Here is a 24,506-nt window from a genome sequence, read left to right on the forward strand (position 1 = left end):
CTCAGCGCGCCCCGTCCGGTCCGGTCCGGAGGTCGGTGAGGAAGAAGGCCCGGATGTCCGCGGCGAGCAGTTCGGGGACCTCCATGGCGGCGAAGTGGCCGCCGCGGTCGAATTCCGACCAGTGCCGGATGTCGTAGAGCCGTTCGGCCAGCGGCCGCACCGACTGGGTGATGTCGTGGGCGAATACCGCCACCCCGAGCGGCACCGGGCACGGTGCCGACCCCCGGGTGGACTCGCGCGTCAGTCGTGCGGAGGAGGCCGCGGTGGCGGTCAGCCAGTACAGCGACACATCGGTGAGCATCCGCTCATCGCTGACGGGTGTTCGGGGGTCGGTCCACTGGGCGAAGCGCTCCGCGATCCAGGCCAGCTGGCCGACCGGTGAGTCGGTCAGTGCGTAGCCGAGGGTCTGTGGGGCGGTGGCCTGCAACGCCTGGTACGGGGGCCGGTTCGCCAGCAGGTACTGCACCTTGTCGAGCCGGGCCCGATCGGTTTCGGACAGTTCGAGGCCGGCGGCGGGGTCCGGCCGGGTCGGCAGGTAGTTGACATGTACTCCGACGACGTGTTCGGGTGCCAGCGCGCCGAGCGCCTGGGAGATACCGGACCCGAAATCGCCGCCCTGCGCGCCGTAGCGCTCGTACCCGAGACGGTGCATCAGCTCGGCCCAGGCGCCCGCGACCCGGGTGGTGTCCCAGCCGCGCTCATGGGTGGGACCGGAAAAACCGAAGCCCGGGATGGAGGGGATCACGAGGTGGAAATCGCGGGAGAGCGGTTCGATCACGTCGAGGAACTCCAGGAACGAACCGGGCCAGCCGTGGGTCAGGATCAGCGGCAGCGCATCCGGTTTCGCCGACCGCACATGGACGAAGTGGATGTTCTGCCCGTCGATCTCGGTGGTGAAGTGCGGGAGTTCGTTGAGCTCGGCTTCGTGGGCGCGCCAGTCGTAGCCGGTGCGCCAGTAATCGGCGAGTTCCCGTAGCCGGGCCAGCGGGAAGCCGTAATCCGTTCCGGCATCGGCGATCTCGTTGGGCCAGCGGGTGCGGGCGAGCCGGTCGGTCAGATCGTCGAGGTCGGCCTGCGGGATATGGATATCGAAAGCAGTGATGGCGGTGGGGTTCACGGTGGTCTCCTGAGCGGGAGTGGGGCGATGGTCGACAGGTGGGGTGGGGGACGTGCACCCCGTCACGGTGAGGGTGAGGGCGATCGCGGCGAGGGCGGCGTATCGAACGGGACCGTCCATGTGACTCCTTTTGTTGGTGCAACCAACGATAGCAAACGTTGGTGCAACCAACAAAGAAATACGCCTGGTCCCGCTGGAAGGGCGCGCCTGAAGACGGGAAAACGGCAGGTCGGCCAGAGTGGAACCGATGTGACACGGAAGACGGCGCCCGCCGTAGCGGCCGCCTCCGACGCCATGCAGAACGACCAGGTCGACTGCGCCGTGCGCAGCCCGGAAACCGTGCGCTCAGTGACGGAAACCCGGCGCTGCCTCGTCATGACCTGGCGCGGAGTTCGCCGAGCGCGGTCGGCCGGGGCCGGTTCCGGCACGACTCGACCGAGCCTTCGGTGGCCCCGGCCGCGGGTCCGCGGGGCGCTGCCCGGCGGACGTCACACTTCGGTGTGCCGCGACTCCAGCAGCCGCCGCATGCGGGCGGTCCACCATTCGGTGCGCTCCGGATCCGGGTGGCGGTACTTCTCCAGCAGGTCGGGATCCGGTGTGGGGGCGGTACGCGGGACCGGTAGGAAACCGTCCACCGGGCGCAGGGATTCGGTGACGACATCTCCCTCGAACAGGTTCACCGTGCCGAGACCGCACGCGTGATCGAGCTCCGGGAGGGCGCCGGCCAGGGCCAGCTGCGCGGCCAGTCCGACGCTGGTCTCCAGGGCGGAGGAGATCACGCACGGTAGTCCGGCGGCCTCGGCGACCCGCAGGGCCCGCCGCACACCGCCGAGCGGAGTGCATTTGAGAACCGCGATATCCGCGGCCCCGGCCACCGCGACCCGCAGCGGGTCCTCGGCGCGGCGGATGGACTCGTCGGCGGCGATGGGTACCTCGACCCGGCGGCGTACGTCGGCGAGCTCCTCGACCGTGCGGCACGGTTGCTCGACGTATTCCAGACCGCCCGCGGCGCGGTCGATCTCGCGAATGTTCCGGACGGCGGTGGTGACATCCCAGACGGCGTTGGCGTCGACGCGGATCGCGCCGCCCGGTCCCAGCGCCGACCGTACGGCTTCCACCCGGGCCAGATCCTCCGGCAGTGATCCGGGATGGTCGGCGATCTTCACCTTCGCCGTGCGGCAACCGGACCCGGCGGCGATTTCGTAGGCCCGATCCGGACCGACAGCGGGAACCGTGCAATTCACCGGGATCCGCTCCCGCACCGGTTCCGGCCAGCCGACGGTGATCTGTTCGAGGGTGGTGTCCAGCCAGTGCGCGGCCTCGTGGTCGGCGTATTCGGTGAACGGGCAGAATTCGCCCCAGCCGCGGGGGCCGCGCAGCAGCACCCCTTCGCGCACGGTGATCCCGCGGAACTTCGACCGCAGCGGGATCGCGTAGACGTGCACCTCGTCGATCCGGGGCAGTTCGCTCACCGGAATCACACTAGGCCAGGTCCGCGCCCCGGGCCGAGCCGGTGGCGGCCGCGTGGCCACCACCGGCTCGCGCACCGGCGATCAGAGCCGTTCGAGAATCGTGGCGTTGGCCAGGCCGCCCGCCTCGCACATGGTCTGCAGGCCGTAGCGGGCGCCGCGGTCGTGCATGGCGTGGACGAGGGTGGTCATCAGCCGGGCCCCGGAGGCGCCGAGCGGATGGCCGAGGGCGATCGCGCCGCCGTGGACATTGACCCGTTCGGGGTCGGCGCCGGTGTCGTGTTCCCAGGCCGTCACCACGGACGCGAACGCTTCGTTGATCTCGATGAGGTCGATATCGGCGAGGGTCAGCCCGGCCCGGTCCAGGACCTTGCGGGTGGCCGGGATGACCGCGGTCAGCATGAGCAGCGGATCGTCCCCGGCCACCGCGAAACTGTGCAGCCGGGCCAGCGGGCGCAAGCCGAGCGCGCGGGCCCGTTCGCTGGTGGTGATGAGCACGGCGGCGCTGCCGTCGCTGATCTGGCTCGCCGACGCCGCGGTGATGTTCCAGCCGATCTGCGGGAATCGTTCGGCCATGGCCGGGTCGTAGTAGGCGGGCTTCAGCCCGGCCAGGGTGTCGAGGGTGGAGCCGGTGCGGATGCCCTCGTCGGTGTCGAGGCCCGCCAGCGGGGCGAGTTCGGCGGCGAATTGCCCGTTCTTGGTGGCCCGTGCCGCCTTTTCGTGGCTGTTCAGCGCGAATTCGTCGAGTTGCGCCCGGCTCAGCCCCCATTTCGCGGCGATGAGTTCGGCGCTGATGCCCTGCGGGACCAGCCCGTCCGGGTACCGCCGGGTGAAACCCACCCCGGAGATGTCGTCGGCGCCCCGGGCGCTCGCGCCCATCGGGACCCGGCTCATGGATTCGACGCCGGTGGCCACCACCATGTCGTAGGCGCCGGCGAGCACGCCCTGTGCGGCGAAGTGGACGGCCTGCTGGCTGCTGCCGCACTGGCGGTCGACCGTGGTGGCCGGGACCGATTCGGGGAAACCGGCCGCCAGCGCCGCTCGCCGGGTCATGTTCACGCCCTGTTCGCCGACCTGGCTCACCACGCCGCCGATCACGTCGTCGATGAGGGACGGGTCCACCCCGGTCCGGGTGATCAGCGCGCTGAGGCTGTGGGCCATGAGGTCCACCGGGTGGATGCCGTGCAGGGCGCCGTTGGGCTTGCCGCGTCCGATGGGGGTCCGTACCGCATCGACGATGACCGCGTCTCGCATATCGATTCCTTCCGCCGCCGGGGCGAACCCTGGCTAAAGTTATCTAAAGCCAGATTAGGCGCTGGCATCACTGGAGGCAAGTCAGGGTCGATATGATGGGCGGATGGCAGCGGTGATGGAAGGCCCCCTGGCCGATCTCGACTCGTGGAAACCCGACCACTGCTCGATCGCGATGGCGCTCGAGGTGGTCGGCACCCGCTCGGCCATCCTGATCCTGCGGGAGGCCTACTACGGCACCACCCGGTTCGACGGTTTCGCGGCCCGGGTGGGGATCACCGACGCCGCCGTGGCCGGCCAGTTGCGCAAGCTCACGCAGGCCGGACTGTTCACCAGGCAGCCGTATCGGGAAGAGGGAAAACGCACCCGTCACGAATACGTGCTGACCGCGAAAGGCCGCGATCTGCTACCCGTGGTGCTGGCGCTCATGCAGTGGGGCAATACCCACCTGCAACCCGGGCCACCCCCGCTGGACCTGGTCGAGGCGGCCACCGGGGACCCGGTCCGGGTACAGGTGCGCAGCGAATCCGGCCGTGAGATCGGCGTGGACGATCTCGGCGTCCGGCTCAACGAACAATGGCGCGCGACCCGGCGGCAGGCGGCCGGGAGCGCGGCGACCGATCAGCCGTAGCGGTGGCGCGGACCGCCCCGCCGCCGGCGTCCGGCATGACACGGGGCCCGGGGGCAGGGGGTCAGCTCAGGCGGCGGCCGTCGTCGGGCGCGAAGAAGTAGACGTGCTCGGGGGCCGTGGCCAGCCGCACCCGGCTGCCCTTCGCCGGCGGGTTGCGCCAATCGGTACGTGCCACGATCGTGTCCGCGCCCCGGGTGTCCTCGGTGGGGCGGCCGTAGATGAAGGCGTCGGAGCCGAGCTCCTCGACCACGTCCACCTCGATCTCGATCCCGGACTCACCGGCTTCCAGATGCTCGGGGCGGATACCCACCGTCACCGTCGCGCCCGTGGCATCGGCCACCGATCGCGGCAGCGGCAGCGAGAACCCGCCGATCCGCACCGCCCCGTCGGTGACCGGAAGCGTGAACAGGTTCATCGCCGGTGACCCCATGAACCCGGCGACGAACACATTCGCCGGATCCCGGTAGAGGTCGCGCGGGGCGGCGCACTGCTGCAGCAGCCCGTCGCGCATCACCGCGACCCGGTCGCCCATGGTCATGGCCTCGACCTGGTCGTGGGTGACATAGACGGTCGTCGTCGCCAGCCGGCGCTGCAGCTGGGCGATCTGGGTGCGGGTCTGCACCCGCAGTTTCGCGTCCAGATTGGACAGCGGTTCGTCCATCAGGAAGACCTGCGGGTCGCGCACGATGGCCCGGCCCATGGCCACCCGCTGTCGCTGACCACCCGACAGCGCCTTGGGCAGGCGTTCCAGCAACGGTTCCAGATCGAGCAGACGGGCCGCCTCGAGCACCCGGCGCTGCTTCTCGTCCTTACCGACCTTGGCCAGTTTGAGTGCGAAACCCATGTTCTCGGCCACCGTCATATGCGGGTACAGCGCATAGTTCTGGAAGACCATCGCGATATCGCGATCCTTGGGGTCGGAATGGGTGACATCGCGGTCACCGATCAGGATGCGGCCGCCCGATACTTCCTCGAGTCCGGCGAGCATGCGCAGCGAAGTCGATTTCCCGCATCCGGAGGGGCCGACCAGCACCAGGAACTCACCGTCGGCGATCTCGAGTTGCAACTGATCGACAGCGGGTGTTTTGGCTCCCGGATACTGCCGGGTGGCGTGATCGAAGGTCACCGTGGCCACGGCTTGTTCACTTCCCTTCACCGGTTGGAACACGCGAAGTGGAGCGAATTCGCAACATGTGCGTGGTCATGGCGTCAGAGGCTACCGCTGGTGTTCTCGAGCTCCGCATGGTCTGTACGTTTTCGGTGCGTATCGTGCCAGTGAACGCACCGACTGTCCACCCCGCCGGCACCCTCGCGACGGGTCGCCCGGGCCCGGCGATCTCGCGAATGGGCAGCCACCGGCGGGCGCGGTCGGGCACGGGTCGGCCGGCGGCGAGCCGTGGTGCGCCACGCCCTGGCCCATCGGTCGAGCGGCCGCACGAACAAGCGCCACACGGGCACATTCGGGCGTTGGACAGGGGCTGGACTCGCGAGGGCACTTGACTGTGCCGCTGCGGCACAGTTCAGGCTGGGTAGCGTGTGCCGGCGCGTTCGCGGCGGCGGAACCGTAGCGGAGGAGTCGGATATGGCGTGGAGTACCCGTCAGCTGGCGGAACTCGCCGGCACGAGCGTGCGGGCGGTACGCCACTACCACGACATCGGCCTGCTCGACGAGCCCGAACGCGCCTCCAACGGTTACAAGCGCTACGGCGTGGCGCATCTGCTGCGGGTGCTGCGCATCAAACGACTCGCCGACCTCGGCATACCGCTGTCGCAGATCGCCGAAATGGGCGACGGGGAGGATTTCCCCCGCGACGCGCTCCAGACCCTGGACGCCGAACTGGCCACGACAATCGAACGGCTGCAGCGCATCCGGGTGGAGCTGGCCCTGATTCTGCGGCAGGGCGCACACGCCGATCTGCCACCCGAGATCGGTTCGACCGCCCATGTACTCACCGACGCCGACCGCGCCTTCACCGTCATCCTGACCCGGGTTCTGGGACCGTCCGGTATGGGCGCGCTGCGGGACCTGCTGAACGACCAGCGTGAGGTTCCCGCGATGACGGAGTTCGACAACCTTCCCGCCGACGCCGACGAATCCACCCGGGCCGACCTGGCGCAACGTATCGCACCGTACGCCGGCACGGTGGCTGCCGAGTATCCGGAGATCGCTGCCCCGGCCGCCGATTCGCCGGTGGGGCCCAAGCGGGCGGCGGAAGCGGTCGGCAAGGCGCTGCGGGATCTGTACAACCCGGCGCAGCTCGACGTCCTGGTCAAGGTGAACCGGCTGCTCTACGGATCGGACGGGCAGCCGCCGGCGAAGGACCGGCGGACCGGCCCGGCCTGAGCCGTCGCGGTGGCGGCCGGCCCGAGAGATGGGCGGATTCCCGTGTCAGTGGGCGTATCAGCCCGGCGTCAGGCCGACGTCAGCCGAGCCGGTGAAAGTGGCACTGTCCACCGGCCGCACCGGCCGGTAACCCACCACTCCCGGAGGAGAAACACCATGTCCGTCACCTTCACCGACCAGGACAAAGCCACCCTGCGGACCGCCGCCTACGGCGCCGTCTCGCTGATCTCCGCCACCAGTGTCGCCGGCGGCTCGCCGCACAAGGCCGCCACCGACGGCTCCATCGCCCTGGGCTCGGCGACCGGCGCCATCGGACACGTGCTCGCCGATGTGAAAGCGAAGGAGATCACGCTGAAGGGGAGGAACGTAGCGGAACTCGCCGATCAGGTACTGCCGGCCCTGACCGCGGCCATGACCCTGCTGAAGCGGCAGGATACGGCCGAGGCGGACAACTTCCGCAGCACCGTCCTCGTCGCCGTCGAGTCGGCCACCCGCCCGCAGAAGGCCGCACCCGCCCCCATCCTGGTGGATATGACCCGCAAGATCACCGCGGCCCTCGACGCCGCGTAGGTGCCGGGTATCCGGCCGGGTTCGCTCTCGGAACCCTTCGAGATCATCACATCGGGCCGTGATGCCGCAACGGCGGGGCCGGGAGATAAGTGGCCCGTGATACGCGAACGCACCGCGTAACCCCTCATCGGGCTACGCGGTGCGTCGCGGGCACACCCCGGACGAATCCGGCGGACGCTAACTCGTGGTGGTGAGCTCGCCCTCGGGTTCTCCCGGGCGGACCGGCGGGTGCGCCGGCCGCTCCGGTTCCTTGGTGAAGAACAGCATCGCCGCCGAGCCGATGAGGCACAGGACCGTCATGACGATGAAGCCGCCGTCGTAGGTGCCGGTTTCGGAGACGATGAAGCCCATCACCGACGGGGCCACGATCCCGGAGAGGGCGAAGCACGCGTCGGCGAAACCGGCCGCGGTGCCCGGCTGGGTCGGGGCGGCGTCGATCGAGGCCACCCACCAGATGCCGCCGGTGATGAAGCCGAAGCCGACACCCGCGGAGATGCAGATCAGAGCGATGGTGAGGTTGCCGGGGAAGAAGAGGATCGGGGCGATCGAGGCACCGGCGAGCAGGAGCGCCACGCCGATGATGAGGAATCGCGACCGGATGCGCTCGGTGCGTTTGTACACGCGGTCCACCAGGATGCCGCCGGCGAGCGCGCCGACCACACCGGCCGCCCACGGTGCCACCGAGAAACCGCCGACCTCCTTGATGGAGAGACCGAATTCGTGTTCGAGGTACTGGGGGAGCCAGTACATGAAGGCCCAGAACATGAATCCCCAGGCGAAGTAGCCGAGTCCGACGAGCCACAGGTTGCGGTTGCGCAGGATCTCGCCCCAGTCGACCTTCTCCTCGTGCCCGCTGTCCTCACCGTCGGTCTGACCGGCCCGGATGTAGCGCAGTTCCTTGTCCGAGACGAAGGACGCCTCACTCGGCGAGTTCTTCAGGAACGGGTAGGCCACGACCACCCAGATCAGTCCGGCGACCGCGAGCACGAAAAACATGCCCTTCCAGCTGACCAGCGCGATCAGCTGGGTGAGGATCGGTCCGCCGATCAGCAGGCTGCCCGACACCGCGACGCCGCCGATGAGGGCGAGCGCCTTGCCGCGTTCATGCGCCGGCAGCCACCGGCTGGCGATCCGCGTCGCCGCCGGGAAGCACGGCGCTTCACCGGCTCCGAGGAGGATACGCAGCAGGATGAGACCGATGAACCCGCCCGCGAACGGGGTCAGCGCAGTGGCCGCGGCCCAGATGAACATCCCCACGATGAGGACGCGGCGCGAACCGTACCGGTCGACCAGCGGCCCCGACAGCAGGGCGAAAAGCATGTAGCCGATCGAGAATGCGGAACTGATGACGCCGTACTGGCCGGTCGTGATTCCGAACTCGTCCCGCAGATGGCTTGCGGCGAACGAGATGGCGCTGCGATCGACATAATTCACCACCACCAGGCCCAAGATGATGGCGATTGTCCACCAACGCGATTTCATAGCGAACTCCTGAGATAAAGCTGCCGCGGGGTCAGATGACGCCGCGTGCCCGCAGGTCGTCGATGTCCTCGGGACTGCGCCCGAGATCGGTGAGGACCTTGTCGGTGTCGGCACCGGCGGGTCGTCCGGTGTGCCGGATCGCCCCGGGCGATCGGGTCATGCGCCACATCACGTTCTGCATGCGCATGGGGCCGAGCTCGCTGTCCTCGACGGTGGTGACCATGTCGGTGGCGACGACCTGCGGATCGGTGAGCAGGTCGCTCGGACGGTAGACCGGCGCGACGGCCGCGCCGGCTTCTTCGAAAACACTCGTGACCTCGTCACGAGTTCGTTCGGCGATCCAGCCGCCGACGTATGTGTCGAGCAGGTCGGCGTGCTCGGCGCGGGTGCGCCCGGTCGCGAACCATTCCTCGTCGATCACCTCGGGATGCCCCACCAGCCGCATCACGCGTTCGGCGATGGCCTGGGCGCTGGTGGAGATCGCGACCCAGTGGTCGTCTTTGGTGCGATACAGGTTCCGGGGCGCGTTGTTCTGCGACCGGTTACCGGTGCGCTCCTGGTCGATCCCGAGCTGATCGGCGTAGATCACCCCGGGTCCGACCGCGGTCATGATCGGGGTGAGCAGGTCGAGGTCGACCTCCTGCCCGGTGCCGCCGTTGCGTTCGCGTTCGAACAGCGCCATCGAGATCGCCGAGGAACCGGCGACACCGGCGATGGAATCGGCGAGCCCGAAGGCCGGCAGGGTGGGCGGCCCGTCGGGTTGACCGGTGAGGTGGGCGAACCCGCTCATCGATTCGACCAGTGTGCCGAACGCGGGCCGTTTCGCGTAGGGACCGTGCTGCCCGAAACCGGTGACGCGCAGCATGATCAGCGCCGGATTACGGGACGAGAGTTCCGCGTAGGACAGGCCCCAGCGTTCGAAGGTGCCCGGGCGGAAGTTCTCGATCACCACATCCGCTTCGGCGGCCAGATCCCGGAAGATCTGCTGACCGTCGGGGGTGCCGAGGTTCAGCGTGATCGTCTGCTTGTTGCGGGCGACCATCTTCCACCACAGCGGGATCCCGTCCTTGTCGAGGCCGTGGCCGCGCATCCCGTCCGGTTTCTGCGGGTGCTCGATCTTGATGACCTCGGCGCCGAAATCACCCAGGATCTGGGCGGTCAGTGGTCCGGCCAGGATGGTGGAGGCATCCAGGACCTTGATTCCGCGCAGCGGACCGGTCGGCTGCTTCTCGTCGTTCACCTACGAACTCCTCAGTACGGGCGCGAGATGTAGCGGCCCGCGGGCTCGCCGGTGACCACGCCGTCGGCCAGCACCCGGTTACCGCGCACGAAGGTGTCGGTGACCGCGGCGGTCAGCTCGAAGCCCTCGAACGGCGTGTATTCCTGGGTGGATTCGGAATCCGCGGCGCGCACGGTCCAGGTGCGGTTCGGGTCGACGATCGCGATATCGGCATCGACGCCCTCCGCGAGCCGGCCCTTACCGGGCAGGCCGTAGCGGTCGGCCGGGTTCGAGGCGACGAGCTGGGCGATCCGGCGCAGCGACAGCCCGCGCTTGCGGCCCTCGGTGACCAGTCCGGGCAGCAGGTATTCGGTGCCGCCGAAACCGGACTTGGCGGCGAACACATCGTCGCGGTCCTCGCCGAACTTCACCTCGTCCTTGCAGCAGGCGTGGTCGGAGACGACCCAGTCGATATTGCCGGCGAGCAGGTGCTCCCACAGTGCTTCGACGTCCTCGCGCGGGCGGATCGGCGGGTTCACCTTGGCGCCCAGACCGTTCGCATTGTCGATATCGGTGAGCAGGTGACCGATGGTGACCTCGCGGCGGAAGTTCACGTGCGGGAACGCCTCGGCCATCTTCATGGCGGCCTTCAGCGCCTTGGCCGAGCTCAGGTGCAGCAGGTTGATATTCGGCAGTCCGGTCTCGTCGGCCAGGAAGGACGCGATGGTCACGGCCAGGCCCTCGGAGTGCTGCGGTCGGGACGCGCTGTAGGCGGCGAGACCGCTGAGCTCGCCCTCCTGCTCGACGATCTTGGTGTATGCGCTCATGATCTCGGCGGTCTCACAGTGCAGCGACAGCGAGATGTGATCGGCGAGTTCGGGGAACTGCTCCCGCGCCTTCTGCACGCCGCGCATCACGAACTCGAAATGCGCGATGTCGTAGCGCTCGTCCTCGGGGATCATCAGGAAATCGCTCTGCGAGGTGGACCGCCCGTGCAGGCCGTGGCTGCCGTAGAACATGAAGATCTTGAACGAGGTCACGCCCTGATCGGCGGCCAGCGCGGGGATCTCGCCGATATGTTCCTTGGACATGGGCGCCAGGTGGAACGCGTAGTCGATGTAGCTGCGTCCGGCCGAGGCGTCCAGCACCTCGGGGAAGAAGTCGGCGTAGGCGCCGCCCTTGTTCAGGTAGTACTGCCCGGTCCGCATGTAGGTCAGCGCGGTGGTGACGCCGCCCTGGGCGCTGGCGCGGGATTCGGTCTGCGTGTCCTCGGCCAGCGGGTTGTAGATGCCCCAGTGCTGGTGGGCGTCCACTACGCCGGGAAAGATCAGCTTGCCGGACGCGTCGACGATCTCGGCATCCGCGGACTCCAGGTTCGCGCCGATGGCGGCGATCTTGCCGTCGACGATCAGGATGTCCGCGGACTCGCCCTCCTCGGGGGCCGAGTTGTCGGTGCGCACCACGGTGCCGTTCTTGATCAGGTACGAGGTCATTTCTTCTCCTGGCGAATATCCGATAGGTGAAATCTGGGGTCAGGCGGCGACCGGGCTGCTCACGTGCTCGGCGGCGAGGAACGCCAGGCCGAGCGCGGTGATGAGGCCGTTACCGGCCAGGTAGCCCCCGGCGCCGTGGCCCGAGATGCCGATGGCCGCGCCGCCCGAGGCGTAGAGGCCGGGGACCGGCACACCGCCGGCCAGTACCCGCGCGTGTTCGTCCACGACCAGACCGCCCTGGGTGTGGAACAGGGCGGGGGTCACGGCGATGGCGACATAGGGCGCGGTGAGGGGGTGGCGGTCGTCGGTGCGACCCTGCCGGTCCGGTTCCGTACCCGCCGCGGCGCGGTGGGCGGCACCGAGTTCGTCGTCCAGCGCCGCGGCCGGTACGCCGATCCGTTCGGCCAGTTCGGCGGGCGTCGCGGCGCGGACCAGCGAACCGCTCTCGGCGACGGCGCGGAAATCGTCGAACACCGAGCACAGCGCTTCGATGTGCTCGTCGATGACGATCCATCCGGCACTGCCGGGCTGGACCGCGAGGATGGCGGCGAATTCCGAATAACCCGTGGTCTCGGGTGCGAACCGGCGGCCCTCGCTGTTCACGATGACGCCGCCGTGGACGACGGTGGCCCAGCCGATGAGGGTCTGGCTGCGCGAAGAGAGCGCCGCGTGCCCCTGGTAGGCATCGAGGAACCCGGTGTCGGCCCCCAGCCCCTGTCCGATCCGCAGCGCGTCGCCGCGACTGAACTGTCCGCCGTGATAGTGGGCGTCGGCGATCTCCGGGATCCAGCGGCGCACCAGTTCGCTGTCGGCGCCGAAGCCGTTGGTCGCGAGCAGGACGGCGGGTGTGGTCAGCCGTTCGGCGTTCCCGTCCGGGGTGGCGATCTCGACCCCGGTGACCCGGCCGTCGGTGGTGAGCACCTCACGCAGGCTCATCGGCGCGATCAGCTCGATCCGCGGGTGGGCGCGGGCGCGCTCGACCAGGTGGCGCAGCAGCTTGGAACCGTGGCGGCCGGGGATGGTGTGGCAGCGGTCGGCGCTGTGGCCGGGGTAGCGGAAGTCGGTGACCAGTTCGAGGTCGAGTTCCTGAGCGTCGGCGAGCCAGGTGACCAGCCGCGCGCTCGATTCGGCGAGGGCCCGGGCCAGGCGCTGATCGGCCGTACCGCCGGTTTTGCGGTCGATATCGGCGAGGAACCGGTCCGGGCTGTCCGCGACGCCCGCGGCCTGCTGCCAGCGGGTGCCGGCGGCCGGGATCATCGCGGTGCACATCGAGGTGTTGTTCCCGCGCTGGAAGTACTCGTCGGCATCGACCACGAGCACGTTCGCGCCGAGTTCGGCGGCGCGCAGCGCAGCGACCAGCCCGCCGCCCGCACCGGCGACGACGAGATCGAAATCCGGACCGTCCACGCTTCCTCCTAGTCTGTTCCGCTTAGCGGAACGCAAGAATGTGGTCCCCTGCACTATGCACGTTCGGCAATCCGGACACAAGTGCCTGTAGAAACGATTAACGCCGACGAAACTCATGCATGAGCCGGTCGAGCGGCCTGGACAATCGTTTCGCTAAGCGGTACAACTTTGTTCAGATGTACGTCGGTCGCGGCGGTAGCGTCGCCGTCGGAACAACGAAAAGACCCCGCAGAAACGGAGCCACGATGGAGTCCTCCAGTGGAGGCACCACGTCTGCCGCCCGGGCAGCTGATGTGCTGCTCGAGTTCGGCCGCCGGTCGAGCGCGCTCGGCGTCTCGGAGATCGCCCGCTCGACCGGTATGTCGAAGGCGGTCGCCCACCGCATCCTCACGACCTTCGTCGAATGCGGTCTGCTGCTCTACGAGCCCTCGACCCGCCGGTACCTGCTCGGACCGGCGGCGGCGACGCTCGGCGCCCGCGCACTGGACGTATCCCCGCTGCGGCGGATGGCCCGCGAGGCCCTGGTGGACCTGCAGCGCGCCACGGGCGAGACGGCGACCGTCACCGGCCGGTTACCGGGAGGTCGCGTCTACCTCGATCAGGTCGAGAGTACTCAGGAAATCAAGATGACCGTCGAGCTGGGTCGCCGGTTCGACCTGCACAGCGGCTCGTCGGGCCGGATAATCCTGGCCCACCTCTCCGAGGAGGAGCAGGACGATCTGCTGTCGCGACCGCTGCCCCGGCTGACCGGCACCACGATCGTCGACCCCGCGTCGCTGCGCGCCGCGCTGCGCGAGGCAAGGGAACGGGGAGTGTGTCGGTCGACCGGGGAACGCCAGGAGGGCGCGGGGTCGATCGCCGCCCCGGTGTTCGGGGCCGACGGCGCGGTGATCGGGTCGGTATCGGTGTGCGGACCGAGCTACCGGATGACCGAGGAAGCGTGCGATCGCTACGAGAGCGCACTGGTCGAGGCGGCGCAGCGGGTTTCGCGAGCGCTGGGCCACCGGGTGCCGAATCCCGTCGCGGTGGAGGCGAAATGACTCCGCGCAGCTGGCTCTACGTGCCCGGACACCGCGACGACCGGATCGGCAAGGCGATCGACAGCGCCGCCGACGCCGTGGTGATCGACCTGGAGGACGCCGTACCGGTCCACGCGAAGGAGCGCGCGCTGACCAATGCCCTCGCCGCCCTGCGCACCGCACCACCGGAGCGCCGGATCTGGTTGCGGCTCAATGCCATCGGGTCGTCCTGGCTGGACAACGAGCTCGCCGGCCTGGTCGCCGCGCAGACCCCGCCCGCGGGGGTACGGCTCCCCAAGGCCGAAACGCCCGAATCGGTGGCCGCCACGACCGGCCGGCTCACCTGCCAGGTGCACGCGATCATCGAATCGGCCGCGGGCCTGCTCGCGGCGCCCGCTATCGCGAAATGTCATCCGCGGGTCACCGGTATCGCGCTGGGTGAAGCGGATCTGGCCGCCGATCTGCGCACCGAGGCCGACGGCCTGGCGTGGGCGCGCGGCTGGATCGTCACCGCGGCGCGCGCCGCCGGACTGTCCTCACCGGTCCAAAGCGTCTGGACCGCGGTCGAGGACTCGGCGGGATTGGCGGAGACCTCGCGCACCGGCCGCGCCCAGGGTTTTTTCGGGCGTTCGGTCATCCATCCCAATCAGATCGGCATCGTCAACCAGGCCTTTACACCGTCGCCGGAGGAACAGAGCCGAGCCCGGCGAATCGTGGAGTGCGCGGCCGCGTCCCAGGCGGCGGGGGAATCCGCGGTTCTCGACGAGAACGGCAGATTCATCGACCCCGCCGTCGTCGCGAACGCCCGCGTGGTGCTCGACCGGGCAGAGGCCACCGCAGTACGAGGAGTGAGAACATGACCGAACAAACCGTGTCCGCCGCGCCGGACGCGCTGTTGCACGCCGTGGTGAACAGCGATGTCGACGTCGTCGAGCTGGGGCATCCGTATACGACGGGTATGCCCTGCTCACCCAACCATCCCGGCTTCCGGATGACCCTGATCCGCCGGCACGGCGATATGGTCCGTCCGGACGGCGGATCGGCGTCCAACGAGATCATCGTGACCGGTGGGCACGTCGGCACCCATGTGGACGCCCTGTCCCACGTCAGCCACTGCGGCAAACTGCACGGCGATATCGACGCCGAGGAAGCGCAGCGCGGCGGGCGGTTCTCCCGGCTCGGCGCGGAAACCATCCCTTTCATGCTCCGGCGCGGACTGCTGCTGGACGTGCCGCGGGTGCGCGGCGTGGATGCCCTCGAAGCCGGTCAGGCCGTCACCGAGCAGGATCTGCGTGACGCCGCCGACGCGGCCGGGGTGACGCCGCGACGCGGGGATGTCGTCCTCATCCGTACCGGCTGGGCCCGGCATTTCGACGACGCCCAGCGCTACCTCGGTCAGCAGGACGGGGTGCCGGGTGCCGATGTGGGCGCGGCGCAGTGGCTGGCCGCCGCCGGGATCGTGGCCGCGGGCGCGGATACCACCGCCTTCGAACATATTCCGCCCGGCAAGGGACACAGTGTGCTGCCGGTGCACCGGGTGTTGCTGGTGGAGAACGGCATTCACATCATCGAGCACCTGAATCTGGAGGACGCGAGCGCTCGCGGCCTGACCGAGTTCACCTTCGTGATGGCGCCGCTGCGCATCACCGGTGGTACCGGTTCGCCGGTGCGCCCGGTCGCGGTGGTGGCCTCGTGACCGCCGCCGCCCCCACCGCCCGCCACGACCTCACCGGTACCGTGGTCGGCCGGCTCGCCGCTCTCGCCGCGGATACCCGCACCGCCGGGCTCGCCACCGACCTCCGCAAGGATGTGGCCCGCCGCGTCCTCGATGTACTCGGCAACTCCCTGGCCGCCCAGGGACAGCCTTCGGCCCGGGCCGTCACGGCTGTGGCGCGCGGCTGGGCCGGTGCTGCCGCGGCCACCGGTATCGGCACCGGGGAACGTTTTCCCGCCGCCACCGCCGCGCTGGTGAACGGCACCCTGGCGCATTCGATGGATTCCGACGACACTCATCTGCCGTCGGTACTGCATCCGTCCGCTTCCGTGGTCCCGGCCGCTCTCGCGGTCGGTGAGGCCACCGGCGCCTCGGGTGCCGCGGTCCTGGACGCGGCGGGCGTGGGTATCGAGATCGCGGTGCGCCTGGGCATGGGTGGCTACGACGAAGAACTGGGTAATTCCGAGTTCTTCGAACGCGGCCAGCACGCGACGTCCATCTGCGGCGCCGTCGGCTCCGCCGCCGCGGCGGCCATGCTCTACGACCTCGACGCCGAAGGTATCGCGGACGCGATGGGTATCGCCGCCAGCTTCGGCGCCGGACTGCTGGAGGCCAACCGGACCGGCGGCACGGTGAAGCGCGCGCACTGCGGCTGGGCCGCGCATTCGGGGGTCACCGCCGCGGAATTCGCCCGGCACGGGCTCACCGGACCGCCCACCGTGATCGAGGGCCGGTTCGGATTCCTGCACGCCTTCTGCGGGGACCGGGCCGATACGGCCAAGGTCGTCGACCGGCTGGGCGAACACTGGGAACTGCCCGGGATCTTCTTCAAGCCTTATCCGTGCAACCACTTCACCCACGCCGGTATCGATGCCGCCCGCGCGCTGCGAGCGGACGGCCTCGATCCGGACGCGATCGTGGAGATCGACCTCGGCGTGCCGACACCGGTGCTGCGCACCATCGCCGAACCACCCGCCGCCAAAGCCGCCCCCGAGTCCGGCTACCACGCGGCCTTCTCCGGCCCGTTCACGGTGGCACGGGCGCTGCTCGGCGGATCCGGGCTGGGCGTGGGCCATGCCGATTTCACCGACGACGCCGCACGCGACCCGCGCACGCTGGCACTGGCCGCGCTGGTGACCGCGCACGCCGACGCCCGGTGCGACGAGATCTACCCGCACCAGTTCCCGGCCGTGCTGCGGGTGCGCACCCGCGACGGGCAATGGCACGAAGCGCGGGTCGACCACAATCGCGGCGGCCCGGCGAATCCGCTCTCCGATGACGAACTCACCCTCAAGTTCGACCTGAATGTCGAAGGTCACCTTTCCGCGGTGCAGGCGGGGACGGTCGCCGAGCGTGCGCTCGCACTGCCGGCGGCCGGATCGCTGGACAGTCTCATGTCGCTCGTCCGGGGCTGACCCCTCCGGTCCCGGTCACACGGCCCGGTTGCGGTGGCGAACCCGCCGCTCCCGGACCGGCCGGCCACAGCGGAAGAGCCCTGTGGTTCCCGGTGCCCGGGATCCGCGGGGCTCTTCCATCTCCGGGACGGCCGCTACGACGGCCGGGCGTTACGCGGGTCCGGACAGCACAGTCGATCGCGTCCCGTCGGCGGATGCGGCCCGTGGTCCGTGCCCGGTGCCGTCAGCGGTCGAGGAACTCCAGCAGGTCGGCGTTGAACTTCTCCTTGTCCCCCGGGACGAGGGCGATGCCGTGCGAGCCGCCCTCGTACACCTTCAGCGTCGAATCCCGGATCAGCTCCGCCGATTTGCGTCCGGTCGCATCGATCGGCACCACCTGGTCGTCGTCTCCGTGCACGATCAGAGTGGGAATATCGAACTTCTTCAGGTCTTCGGTGAAATCGGTGTACGCGAACGCGTCGACACATTTCACGCCGGCCTGGATGCTCTCGTGCATACCCATGAACCAGAATGCGTCGCGATTTCCCTGGGTCACTTTGTTGCCCGGGCGATTCGCGCTGAAGAACCCTTCCGATGTGTCCTTCCAGAATTGCGAACGCTCGGCGAGGATTCCGGATTTGATCTGGTCGAATACCTCGTCCGGCACACCTTCGGGGTTGCTCTCGGTCCTGCTCATCAGCGGCGGGATGGCCGAGAGCAGTACCGCGGAGTGCACCCGCCCGGTCCCGTGCCGGCCGATATAGCGGGCGAGCTCACCGCCGCCCATACTGTGTGCCACCAGCGTTGCGTCCTGGACATCGAGACTCGTCAGCAGATCGTTCAGGTCGTCGGCGAAGGTGTCGAAATCGTAACCGTTCCACGGCTGGTCCGAGCGGCCGTGACCGCGCCGGTCGTGGGCGATACCGCGGTAACCGTTATCGGCGACGAATTTCATCTGGTCTTCCCAGGCGTCGGCGTTCAACGGCCAGCCGTGGATGAATACGACCGGGCGACCACTACCCCAATCCTTGTAATAGATGTTCACCTTGTCGCGGGTCGTGCACACAGGCATGGCGGAGCCTCCTTCTGTGCGTGATTCGCCGACCGGTAGCGGGTCGTGACAACGAGACGCCGCCCGAAATGCTACCGACGGAACGGCCCGGAAAAGGGCCTGTATTCATCCGTTACGCAATCCATGCGCGACCGGAACAGGCGCCCGCGTCGACCCGTGTCGATGATCGGCCCGCCCCCGCTGTTTCCGCCCGGCCCGGGCTCCCCGGCCCCGGTAGCCTCGGGGCCGGGAGATCACCCGACGACGAGGAGTCAAACAAGATGAGCCGACCAGTTCGGATCGGAGTCCAACTCCAGCCCCAGCACGCGCCCGATTACGGACTCATCCGCGATGCCGTGTTGCGGGCCGAGGACGCGGGTGTGGACATCGTCTTCAACTGGGACCACTTCTTTCCGCTGACCGGGGACCCCGACGGCGCGCATTACGAATGCTGGACCATGCTCGGCGCCTTCGCCGAACAGACCGAACGGGTGGAGATCGGTGCGCTGGTCACCGGTGGCGGCTACCGCAATCCGGACCTGCTGGCCGATATGGCCCGCACCGTGGACCGGATCAGTGGCGGCCGGCTCATCCTCGGTATCGGCTCGGGCTGGTTCGAGCGTGACTACGACGAGTACGGATACGACTTCGGCACCGCCGGTAGCCGCCTGAACCTGCTCAAGGAATACCTGCCCCGCATCACCGGCCGGTTGGCGAAACTCGAGCCGCAGCCGGTGCGCGAGATCCCGGTGCTCATCGGCGGCGGCGGGGAGAAGAAGACCCTGCGCCTGGTGGCCGAGTACGCGCATATCTGGCACAGCTTCGGCGAACTGGACGTGTTCATCCACAAGAGCCAGGTGCTCGAAGAACACTGCGCGCGGGTGGGTACCGAAACCGGCAGGATCGAGCGTTCGGTGGCCTGGCCGGGCGCGGAGAAGGCGCCGGACTATCTGACGGCCGGGGCCACGCTGTTCACGGTCGGCATCACCGGCCCGGACTACGACCTGTCCCGGGTCCGCGAGGCCATCGCCTGGCGCGATGAGATCAACCCGGAGCCGGTCAGCGGTATCGCCTGACCGCCGGAACAGCAACGGGCCCGGTCTGCCTTCGCAGACCGGGCCCGAGAGGTTTGTGTGCCGAGCGGATCGGGTCACCGACCCGTGTTCACCGATCCGTCGGGGCTGGGTTCAGTTCGCCGACTGGACCTGCTGACGCGGCGCCCACTGTGTGGTGCCGGGGGCGGCGACCAGGGTGTTGATCAGGTCGATGCCCGCGATGATCAGTGTCGGTCCACCGACGACGATGGTGCCGATGATGCCACCGAGAGCGGCCGCGGTGACGATTCCGGGTATGCCGGTCACCGGCCCGCCGGCCCACGTGGCCAGTCCGACGACCGCGCCGAGCGCGGTACCGACGAAGCCGCCGATGGCGGTGGCGATACCCAACTGGGAGGTGAAGTTGTCCTGGGCCGCGAGGTTCTCCTGCGGTGAGGCCACCGGCTGCGCGGCGGGCCGGGCCGCGGCGACATCCTTGACCGCCGTCAGTTCGAGCACCCGGCCCTCGTCGCGCACCGTGTGCGGAAGCGGGTACTCGGTGGCACCCTCGCGTACCGCGAGCGGCAACGCCACCACGGTTGTGCCGGAGTTGTCGAGGATTTCGACTGTTTCGCCGGCGATTTCGAATGTGCCGTTGGTGAGAGTGGTGACCACTCTGTTACCGATGAGCTCGGCGCGGTAACCGATCTCGGGCGTCGCGGGTTCCGCGTGCACGACTGCCGCGCCCACGGTGGTGGTGGCGAGCAGCGGCACTACCGCCGCAACGATCTTGCGGATCATCATGAGGTCTCGTGTCCGATCTTCATCACGGTGTTGCCAGTGGAATAACCAGCCAGAACTGTCGCGCAGCTATTCGCCGCCGGGCACAAACGCTGCCGCCCAGCGGTTTCGAACTGCATCGACGTTACGCGGTTGGTATCCGAAAGACATAAAAACCGTGCGAAAAATTCCCCGAATCGGTTTATAGATCGGATGATTCGGGTATTTATATCGATTTGCTATAGCGGGGAGGGAAGGGGCGCTCCCGCGAATCGCCGTCTTGCCGGGTCTGGCGCATCAACAGCTACCTGCATTGATGCGCACTTGGTAATGTATTTCAGTGCGAAGTTACAGGTGACCGTTTCGAGCAGAGCAACCGCTTCGAGAAAAGAGGGAACACCGATGACAACGGCACACGATCAGCATACCGACCACACGCATGTACACGGGCCGGACTGCGGTCATGTCGCGGTCCCGCACGGTGATCACGTCGACTATGTCCACGACGGACACCTGCACCGGGCGCACGAGGGGCACTTCGACGAGTGCGAAACCCACGGGCACACCGAGGCCACCTCGCACGACCACGTCCACGGTGAGGGCTGCGGTCATGTCGCGGTGCCGCACGGCGATCATGTCGACTACATCCACGACGGGCATCGGCACGCCGCCCACGACGGACACTACGACGAGCACTGAGCAACCGCTGCCGGAAGGTGCGTCGGCGGGCGCCACCGCGCCCGCCGATCTCTCGCATCAGAGCTCCCGGACGATCGATCCCTGCTCGTCGAGTATCGCGATCGACGGGGTTCCGTCCGCCGCCACCTGCAGCCGGATCCGCGGGCGGCCCTGCGGATCGCACAGCATCAGGCTCGTGCCCTGCTCGGTATGGGTGGACAGCAGCACACCGTTCGGATGCCGTGCCTCCTCGAGTGGTGCGTCCGGATCCCCCAGCTGCCGCATGGCCAGGACGGCGCCGCCCACCTTGCCCTCCCACTGGGCCCGCAGGTGAACGGCGTCCCCGTTGGGGTAGTCGAGGGATAGCTGGGCGCCTTCGCTCGAGGCGATGATGCCGACCTTCTCGTCACCTTTCTCGTCGTTGAAGATCAGGTAGGTGGCGTCCGGGCCCTGTCGCTCGTGCGCCGGGTAGGTCCGACCGCCGAGAACGATCGGCGGCTTCGTCGTCTCGAGCAGGAGGCGTTGTCTGCCGCGGCGGTCCACCACAGTGAACGATCCCTCGGCCGCCGCCGTATCGCCATCCTGTCCGCTCGACTTACCGACTGCCACACCGGCGCCGAGACCGAGGCCCGCGGCGGCCAGGGCGGAGCCCACGACGATCGAGCGGCGATTCGGCGATGTACTGCTGTTCTCCCCTGATCCCATGACGCCGAGAATATTGGCCTACAAGGGGTTTCGCACGGGAATGCCCGGCCCGGACGCATCCGTCTCGGCAGTCGCCTCGTAGTGCCGCTCGGTCAGGCGGGCGGTAGCAGCACCACCACGCACCCGACCGAGCGTTCACCCACGGCCCGATAACCGTCAGCGGCGCCGAGCGGTTCGTTGCCTGCCGGGTCGTAGCCCACGGGCCGTCGTAACGCCACGCGGCGCCACGCCGCGCGTCGCCCGGGGTCCAGGGGCGTAAGACGAGGCCCGGCCGGCGTGCGGCCGCGTTCACCAGGGGCGCAGCACGATCTCGGTGGGATGGGCGTCGCGCGGGGTGTCGATCGCGGTCCGGATGGCGCGCGCGACCGTCTCCGGGCGCAGGAACTGCTCGGGTTCGTAGGCCCGGCCCTCTCCGGCCACGATCGCGCGCTGCATATCGGTATCGATACGGCCCGGATGAATCGAGGTCACCCGCAGCGACGGCTCCTCCAGCCGCAGTGCGTCGCCGAACGCCCGCAGACCGAACTTACTCGCCGCATACGAGGCCCAGCCGGCGTTGGCACGCAGACCCGCCCCCGAATTGACGAGCACCACATGGCCGCCCGCCGCCCGCAGGGCCGGCAGCAGCAGCCGGCTCAGTTCCGCGACGGCGATCAGGTTGGCCTCGAGCGTTTCGCGCCACTGCCGTACCGAGGATTCCGCGATGGTGCCCAGATCGGCGATACCCGCGTTGTGGACCAGTACGTCCAGCCGGTCGATCGGCCCGGTCGCGGCCGCCACCGCCGGGTAGTCGGTGAGCTCCACCGGCCACCCGGTGGCGCCGGGCAGTTCGGCCAGGATCGATTCCAGACCGGCCGGGGTTCGCGCGCCCAGCAGCAGCCGGTGGTCCGGCGCCAGCTCCCGGGCGACCGCCGCGCCCAGTCCACGTCCGCCGCCGGTGATCAGCGCTACCCGCTGCTCGTCCGGTGCGCGGTCGGCTTCCTGCTGCATATCGCCACTCCTCGGTATCGTCGCCCGCCGCGCCACCGGTCCGCTGCGTGCCGGGCGGTCCGCCGGACAGCGTGCCACACACCGCACCGCCGCCGGGGGCGCGGCGCGAGGGTTCGGCAAGTTCGTGTAGCGCATCCGAAATATGCCGCACACCGGAGCGAAACCGGGGCTCGGTAGATATTGCGTTCACACGCACCGATGAAGCGTGCGCCCGGTCCGAACCAGCAAGATGTAGAGATGGCACACCCAGGTTTCACTCCCACGCAGCTCGCCGCCCGCGCGGCCTATCTGCTGCGCGGCAACGATTTGGGAACCATGACCAGCGCCGCGCCCCGCCTGTATCCGCATATGTGGAGCTGGGACGCGGCCTTCGTGGCGGTGGGGCTGGCGCCGCTGAGCGTGGAACGCGCGGTGATCGAGCTCGACACCCTGCTCTCGGCGCAGTGGAAGAACGGCATGATCCCCCATATCGTCTTCGCCAACGGGGTGGACGGCTACTTCCCCGGCCCGGCCCGCTGGGAATGCCGGCTGCTGGCCGCCAACGCGCCCGACGGCCCGGACACCTCCGGGATCACCCAGCCGCCGGTCCATGCCATCGCCGTCCAGCGAATCCTGGACCATTCACGCCGGCACGGCCGCAGCACGCGCGCGGTCGCCGAAGAATTCCTCAACCGGCGCTGGGCCGATCTGGTGCGCTGGCATCGCTGGCTGGCGCACGCCCGCGACCCTCTGGGCAGCGGGCGCATTACGCTCTACCACGGCTGGGAATCGGGGATGGACAACTCCCCGCGCTGGGATCGGGCCTACGAGCATGTGGTGCCCGGTGATCTGCCGCCCTACCGGCGCGAGGACGTCCTCGTCGTCGCCGACCCCACCCAGCGGCCCACCGATCGCGAATACGACCGGTATCTGTGGCTGGTGGAGCAGATGCGCCGCGCCCGCTACGACGACGACGCCCTCAGTTCGGCGATGGACTTCGCGGTCGAGGATGTGTTCGTGACCGCGATCTTCGCCCTGGCCTGCGAGGTCCTCGGACAGATCGGTGAGGAATACCACCAGGCGAAATCGGATATCCGCGAACTCTTCGGCTGGGCCGACCGGTTCCGGGCCGGCGTGGTCGCGACCACCGATGCCCGCACCGGCGCGGCGCGCGACTACGATACCCGCCTGCAGCGCTGGATCACCACCGAGACCCTGGCCATGTTCGCACCGCTGATCAGCGGCGGTCTGCCGCGGGCCACCGAACGCAACCTGCTGCGCCTGTTCGAGGGGCCGCGCTTCTGTGGTCACCCGGATCTGCGCTACGCGCTCCCGCCCTCCACCTCGCCGGTGTCGAAGGATTTCCGGCCGCGCGAATACTGGCGCGGCCCGGTGTGGCCGGTGATGAGCTGGCTGTTCTCCTGGGTGTTCGCCCACCGCGGCTGGGCGGAACGCTCGTTCATGCTGCGGGCCGAAGCTCTACGTCAGGCCAGCGACGGCAGTTTCGCCGAGTACTACGAACCGTTCACCGGGGAACCGCTGGGCAGTATGCAGCAGTCCTGGACGGCCGCGTCGGTACTGGACTGGCTGGGTTGACCGGTTCAGACCGGCTGGGAGCCGGCCGCCGGTTCGCACATATCCTTGAGCGAGCAGCCACCACAGGACCCGCCGCAACCTCCGGCGGGTTCCGGCGCCGGCGCGATGGCCTCCGCCGCCCGGGCGCCGGCGTTCGCTCCGGCGCCGAGGGTGAACAGCGCGATGACCAGCACACCCACTGCCACCAGCACTCCGGTGAAGCCGCCGGCGGCCATGACCACCAGGCCGCCCGCGGACAGCAACGCGGCAGAGATGATCAGGGTGGGCGCGGCCACCCGGTTGGCGGCCCGGAACGCGCTCTCGTCCCGCAGCGCGGCCTCGGTGTGGACACCGATATAGCGGTTGCCGGGCAGACGGCCGATGAGGCCGAGCACACCCGTCGTCAGGGCCACCACGGCCAGGACGAACAGGAGAATTGCGACAACGAACACCCGCTGAGCCTAGCTGTGTTTATCGGCCCCGCCTCCGGCGGGGCTGGTCGGGGCTGTGTTTACTGGCGCGCCTTCGGCGCGCGGGTCGGGGCCCTGTGACCCCGATTCTTCCCTCCTCCGCTCAGTCGCTGCGCTCCTTCGCTCCGTCGGTC

23 protein-coding genes are annotated in these 24,506 nt (G+C 68.9%); 10 read left to right on the forward strand and 13 right to left on the reverse strand.

The window, feature by feature from the left end; all coding sequences use genetic code 11:
* Position 1: 1 nt before the first annotated feature.
* The 3 genes from IG75_RS0129265 to IG75_RS0129275 all read right to left on the reverse strand — a co-directional run bounded on the left by IG75_RS0129265 (position 2) and on the right by IG75_RS0129275 (position 3,840).
* The gene (locus tag IG75_RS0129265; protein ID WP_081877205.1) at positions 2-1,237 is read right to left on the reverse strand and encodes an epoxide hydrolase family protein; all 1,236 of its coding nucleotides are present in this window, start codon (positions 1,235-1,237) and stop codon (positions 2-4) included.
* Positions 1,238-1,605: 368 nt separating this feature from the next.
* The gene (locus IG75_RS0129270; protein ID WP_373863783.1) at positions 1,606-2,589 is read right to left on the reverse strand and encodes an o-succinylbenzoate synthase; all 984 of its coding nucleotides are present in this window, start codon (positions 2,587-2,589) and stop codon (positions 1,606-1,608) included.
* An 81-nt stretch (positions 2,590-2,670) separates the two neighbouring features.
* The gene (locus tag IG75_RS0129275; protein WP_030524579.1) at positions 2,671-3,840 is read right to left on the reverse strand and encodes a thiolase family protein; all 1,170 of its coding nucleotides are present in this window, start codon (positions 3,838-3,840) and stop codon (positions 2,671-2,673) included.
* Positions 3,841-3,943: 103 nt separating this feature from the next.
* Between IG75_RS0129275 and IG75_RS0129280 the strand changes: the two genes are divergently transcribed.
* Positions 3,944-4,468, forward strand: coding sequence for a winged helix-turn-helix transcriptional regulator (locus IG75_RS0129280; RefSeq protein WP_036515387.1), 525 nt, complete (start codon positions 3,944-3,946; stop codon positions 4,466-4,468).
* 61 nt (positions 4,469-4,529) lie between these two features.
* On the opposite strand, the gene IG75_RS0129285 is transcribed toward IG75_RS0129280, so the two are convergent.
* Complete coding sequence (locus IG75_RS0129285) at positions 4,530-5,603, reverse strand: ABC transporter ATP-binding protein (RefSeq protein WP_030524581.1); 1,074 nt, start codon at positions 5,601-5,603, stop codon at positions 4,530-4,532.
* 447 nt (positions 5,604-6,050) lie between these two features.
* On the opposite strand from IG75_RS0129285, the gene IG75_RS0129290 reads away from it, so the two are divergent.
* Positions 6,051-6,812: a helix-turn-helix domain-containing protein gene (locus tag IG75_RS0129290; RefSeq protein ID WP_051715008.1), complete on the forward strand. Its 762-nt coding sequence runs from the start codon at positions 6,051-6,053 to the stop codon at positions 6,810-6,812.
* Positions 6,813-6,968: 156 nt separating this feature from the next.
* The gene (locus IG75_RS0129295) at positions 6,969-7,382 is read left to right on the forward strand and encodes a hypothetical protein (protein ID WP_030524583.1); all 414 of its coding nucleotides are present in this window, start codon (positions 6,969-6,971) and stop codon (positions 7,380-7,382) included.
* Positions 7,383-7,559: 177 nt separating this feature from the next.
* Here the strand turns inward: IG75_RS0129295 and IG75_RS0129305 are convergent, their stop codons facing one another.
* The 4 genes from IG75_RS0129305 to IG75_RS0129320 are packed head-to-tail and all read right to left on the reverse strand — an operon-like array spanning position 7,560 to position 12,983.
* Entirely contained in the window at positions 7,560-8,864 is a 1,305-nt protein-coding gene (locus tag IG75_RS0129305) for an MFS transporter (protein WP_051715010.1), read from the reverse strand.
* Positions 8,865-8,895: 31 nt separating this feature from the next.
* A complete protein-coding gene (locus IG75_RS0129310; protein ID WP_030524585.1) occupies positions 8,896-10,104 on the reverse strand; it encodes a CaiB/BaiF CoA transferase family protein in 1,209 nt (402 codons plus the stop codon).
* An 11-nt stretch (positions 10,105-10,115) separates the two neighbouring features.
* Positions 10,116-11,576: a dihydroorotase gene (locus tag IG75_RS0129315; protein WP_030524586.1), complete on the reverse strand. Its 1,461-nt coding sequence runs from the start codon at positions 11,574-11,576 to the stop codon at positions 10,116-10,118.
* A 39-nt stretch (positions 11,577-11,615) separates the two neighbouring features.
* A complete protein-coding gene (locus IG75_RS0129320) occupies positions 11,616-12,983 on the reverse strand; it encodes an FAD-dependent oxidoreductase (protein ID WP_030524587.1) in 1,368 nt (455 codons plus the stop codon).
* A gap of 245 nt (positions 12,984-13,228) precedes the next feature.
* Here IG75_RS0129320 and IG75_RS0129325 point away from each other — a divergent pair, with 245 nt between their 5' ends.
* From IG75_RS0129325 to IG75_RS0129340, 4 genes are read left to right on the forward strand one after another with little or no spacing between them, the layout of a single operon-like run.
* Positions 13,229-14,023 (forward strand): IclR family transcriptional regulator, encoded by a 795-nt coding sequence (locus tag IG75_RS0129325; RefSeq protein ID WP_030524588.1) that lies wholly within the window; start codon positions 13,229-13,231, stop codon positions 14,021-14,023.
* Positions 14,020-14,862: an HpcH/HpaI aldolase/citrate lyase family protein gene (locus IG75_RS0129330; protein WP_030524589.1), complete on the forward strand. Its 843-nt coding sequence runs from the start codon at positions 14,020-14,022 to the stop codon at positions 14,860-14,862. Before IG75_RS0129325 ends, IG75_RS0129330 begins: the two co-directional genes overlap by 4 nt.
* Positions 14,859-15,698 carry a cyclase family protein gene (locus IG75_RS0129335; RefSeq protein WP_030524590.1) on the forward strand — a complete coding sequence of 280 codons (840 nt, stop codon included), beginning with the start codon at positions 14,859-14,861 and terminating at the stop codon, positions 15,696-15,698. Before IG75_RS0129330 ends, IG75_RS0129335 begins: the two co-directional genes overlap by 4 nt.
* Entirely contained in the window at positions 15,695-17,131 is a 1,437-nt protein-coding gene (locus IG75_RS0129340; RefSeq protein ID WP_030524591.1) for an MmgE/PrpD family protein, read from the forward strand. Before IG75_RS0129335 ends, IG75_RS0129340 begins: the two co-directional genes overlap by 4 nt.
* Positions 17,132-17,354: 223 nt before the next feature.
* Here the strand turns inward: IG75_RS0129340 and IG75_RS0129345 are convergent, their stop codons facing one another.
* On the reverse strand, positions 17,355-18,182 hold the full coding sequence (locus IG75_RS0129345; protein ID WP_030524592.1) for an alpha/beta fold hydrolase: 828 nt from the start codon (positions 18,180-18,182) through the stop codon (positions 17,355-17,357).
* Between the two features lie 260 nt (positions 18,183-18,442).
* Here IG75_RS0129345 and IG75_RS0129350 point away from each other — a divergent pair, with 260 nt between their 5' ends.
* The gene (locus IG75_RS0129350) at positions 18,443-19,237 is read left to right on the forward strand and encodes an LLM class F420-dependent oxidoreductase (protein WP_030524593.1); all 795 of its coding nucleotides are present in this window, start codon (positions 18,443-18,445) and stop codon (positions 19,235-19,237) included.
* A 111-nt stretch (positions 19,238-19,348) separates the two neighbouring features.
* Here the strand turns inward: IG75_RS0129350 and IG75_RS0129355 are convergent, their stop codons facing one another.
* The gene (locus tag IG75_RS0129355; protein WP_030524594.1) at positions 19,349-19,999 is read right to left on the reverse strand and encodes a DUF8020 domain-containing protein; all 651 of its coding nucleotides are present in this window, start codon (positions 19,997-19,999) and stop codon (positions 19,349-19,351) included.
* Between the two features lie 378 nt (positions 20,000-20,377).
* On the opposite strand from IG75_RS0129355, the gene IG75_RS0129360 reads away from it, so the two are divergent.
* Positions 20,378-20,674: a hypothetical protein gene (locus IG75_RS0129360; protein WP_030524595.1), complete on the forward strand. Its 297-nt coding sequence runs from the start codon at positions 20,378-20,380 to the stop codon at positions 20,672-20,674.
* Positions 20,675-20,731: 57 nt separating this feature from the next.
* Here IG75_RS0129360 and IG75_RS0129365 read toward each other — a convergent pair whose 3' ends face one another.
* Entirely contained in the window at positions 20,732-21,358 is a 627-nt protein-coding gene (locus IG75_RS0129365; RefSeq protein ID WP_156059206.1) for a hypothetical protein, read from the reverse strand.
* A gap of 288 nt (positions 21,359-21,646) precedes the next feature.
* On the reverse strand, positions 21,647-22,348 hold the full coding sequence (locus tag IG75_RS0129375; RefSeq protein WP_051715013.1) for an SDR family oxidoreductase: 702 nt from the start codon (positions 22,346-22,348) through the stop codon (positions 21,647-21,649).
* 237 nt (positions 22,349-22,585) lie between these two features.
* On the opposite strand from IG75_RS0129375, the gene ggh reads away from it, so the two are divergent.
* Positions 22,586-23,923, forward strand: coding sequence for a glucosylglycerate hydrolase (gene ggh, locus IG75_RS0129380; RefSeq protein WP_030524598.1), 1,338 nt, complete (start codon positions 22,586-22,588; stop codon positions 23,921-23,923).
* Between the two features lie 5 nt (positions 23,924-23,928).
* On the opposite strand, the gene IG75_RS0129385 is transcribed toward ggh, so the two are convergent.
* Positions 23,929-24,354, reverse strand: a complete 426-nt coding sequence (locus IG75_RS0129385; protein ID WP_030524599.1) for an SdpI family protein — start codon at positions 24,352-24,354, stop codon at positions 23,929-23,931.
* Between the last annotated feature and the right edge of the window lie 152 nt (positions 24,355-24,506).

The organism is Nocardia rhamnosiphila NBRC 108938, from assembly GCF_000720425.1.
GTDB lineage: Bacteria > Actinomycetota > Actinomycetes > Mycobacteriales > Mycobacteriaceae > Nocardia > Nocardia rhamnosiphila.

Bases quoted from the DNA above. Each gene is read 5' to 3' on its own strand.
- IG75_RS0129265 (WP_081877205.1), bottom strand. From the start codon at position 1,237: ATGGACGGTCCCGTTCGATACGCCGCCCTCGCCGCGATCGCCCTCACC.
- IG75_RS0129305 (WP_051715010.1), bottom strand. From the start codon at position 8,864: ATGAAATCGCGTTGGTGGACAATCGCCATCATCTTGGGCCTGGTGGTG.
- IG75_RS0129375 (WP_051715013.1), bottom strand. From the start codon at position 22,348: ATGCAGCAGGAAGCCGACCGCGCACCGGACGAGCAGCGGGTAGCGCTG.
- ggh (WP_030524598.1), top strand. From the start codon at position 22,586: ATGGCACACCCAGGTTTCACTCCCACGCAGCTCGCCGCCCGCGCGGCC.
- IG75_RS0129315 (WP_030524586.1), bottom strand. From the start codon at position 11,576: ATGACCTCGTACCTGATCAAGAACGGCACCGTGGTGCGCACCGACAAC.
- IG75_RS0129295 (WP_030524583.1), top strand. From the start codon at position 6,969: ATGTCCGTCACCTTCACCGACCAGGACAAAGCCACCCTGCGGACCGCC.
- IG75_RS0129280 (WP_036515387.1), top strand. From the start codon at position 3,944: ATGGCAGCGGTGATGGAAGGCCCCCTGGCCGATCTCGACTCGTGGAAA.
- IG75_RS0129350 (WP_030524593.1), top strand. From the start codon at position 18,443: ATGAGCCGACCAGTTCGGATCGGAGTCCAACTCCAGCCCCAGCACGCG.
- IG75_RS0129275 (WP_030524579.1), bottom strand. From the start codon at position 3,840: ATGCGAGACGCGGTCATCGTCGATGCGGTACGGACCCCCATCGGACGC.
- IG75_RS0129365 (WP_156059206.1), bottom strand. From the start codon at position 21,358: ATGGGATCAGGGGAGAACAGCAGTACATCGCCGAATCGCCGCTCGATC.
- IG75_RS0129330 (WP_030524589.1), top strand. From the start codon at position 14,020: ATGACTCCGCGCAGCTGGCTCTACGTGCCCGGACACCGCGACGACCGG.
- IG75_RS0129360 (WP_030524595.1), top strand. From the start codon at position 20,378: ATGACAACGGCACACGATCAGCATACCGACCACACGCATGTACACGGG.
- IG75_RS0129355 (WP_030524594.1), bottom strand. From the start codon at position 19,999: ATGATGATCCGCAAGATCGTTGCGGCGGTAGTGCCGCTGCTCGCCACC.
- IG75_RS0129335 (WP_030524590.1), top strand. From the start codon at position 14,859: ATGACCGAACAAACCGTGTCCGCCGCGCCGGACGCGCTGTTGCACGCC.
- IG75_RS0129325 (WP_030524588.1), top strand. From the start codon at position 13,229: ATGGAGTCCTCCAGTGGAGGCACCACGTCTGCCGCCCGGGCAGCTGAT.
- IG75_RS0129290 (WP_051715008.1), top strand. From the start codon at position 6,051: ATGGCGTGGAGTACCCGTCAGCTGGCGGAACTCGCCGGCACGAGCGTG.
- IG75_RS0129345 (WP_030524592.1), bottom strand. From the start codon at position 18,182: ATGCCTGTGTGCACGACCCGCGACAAGGTGAACATCTATTACAAGGAT.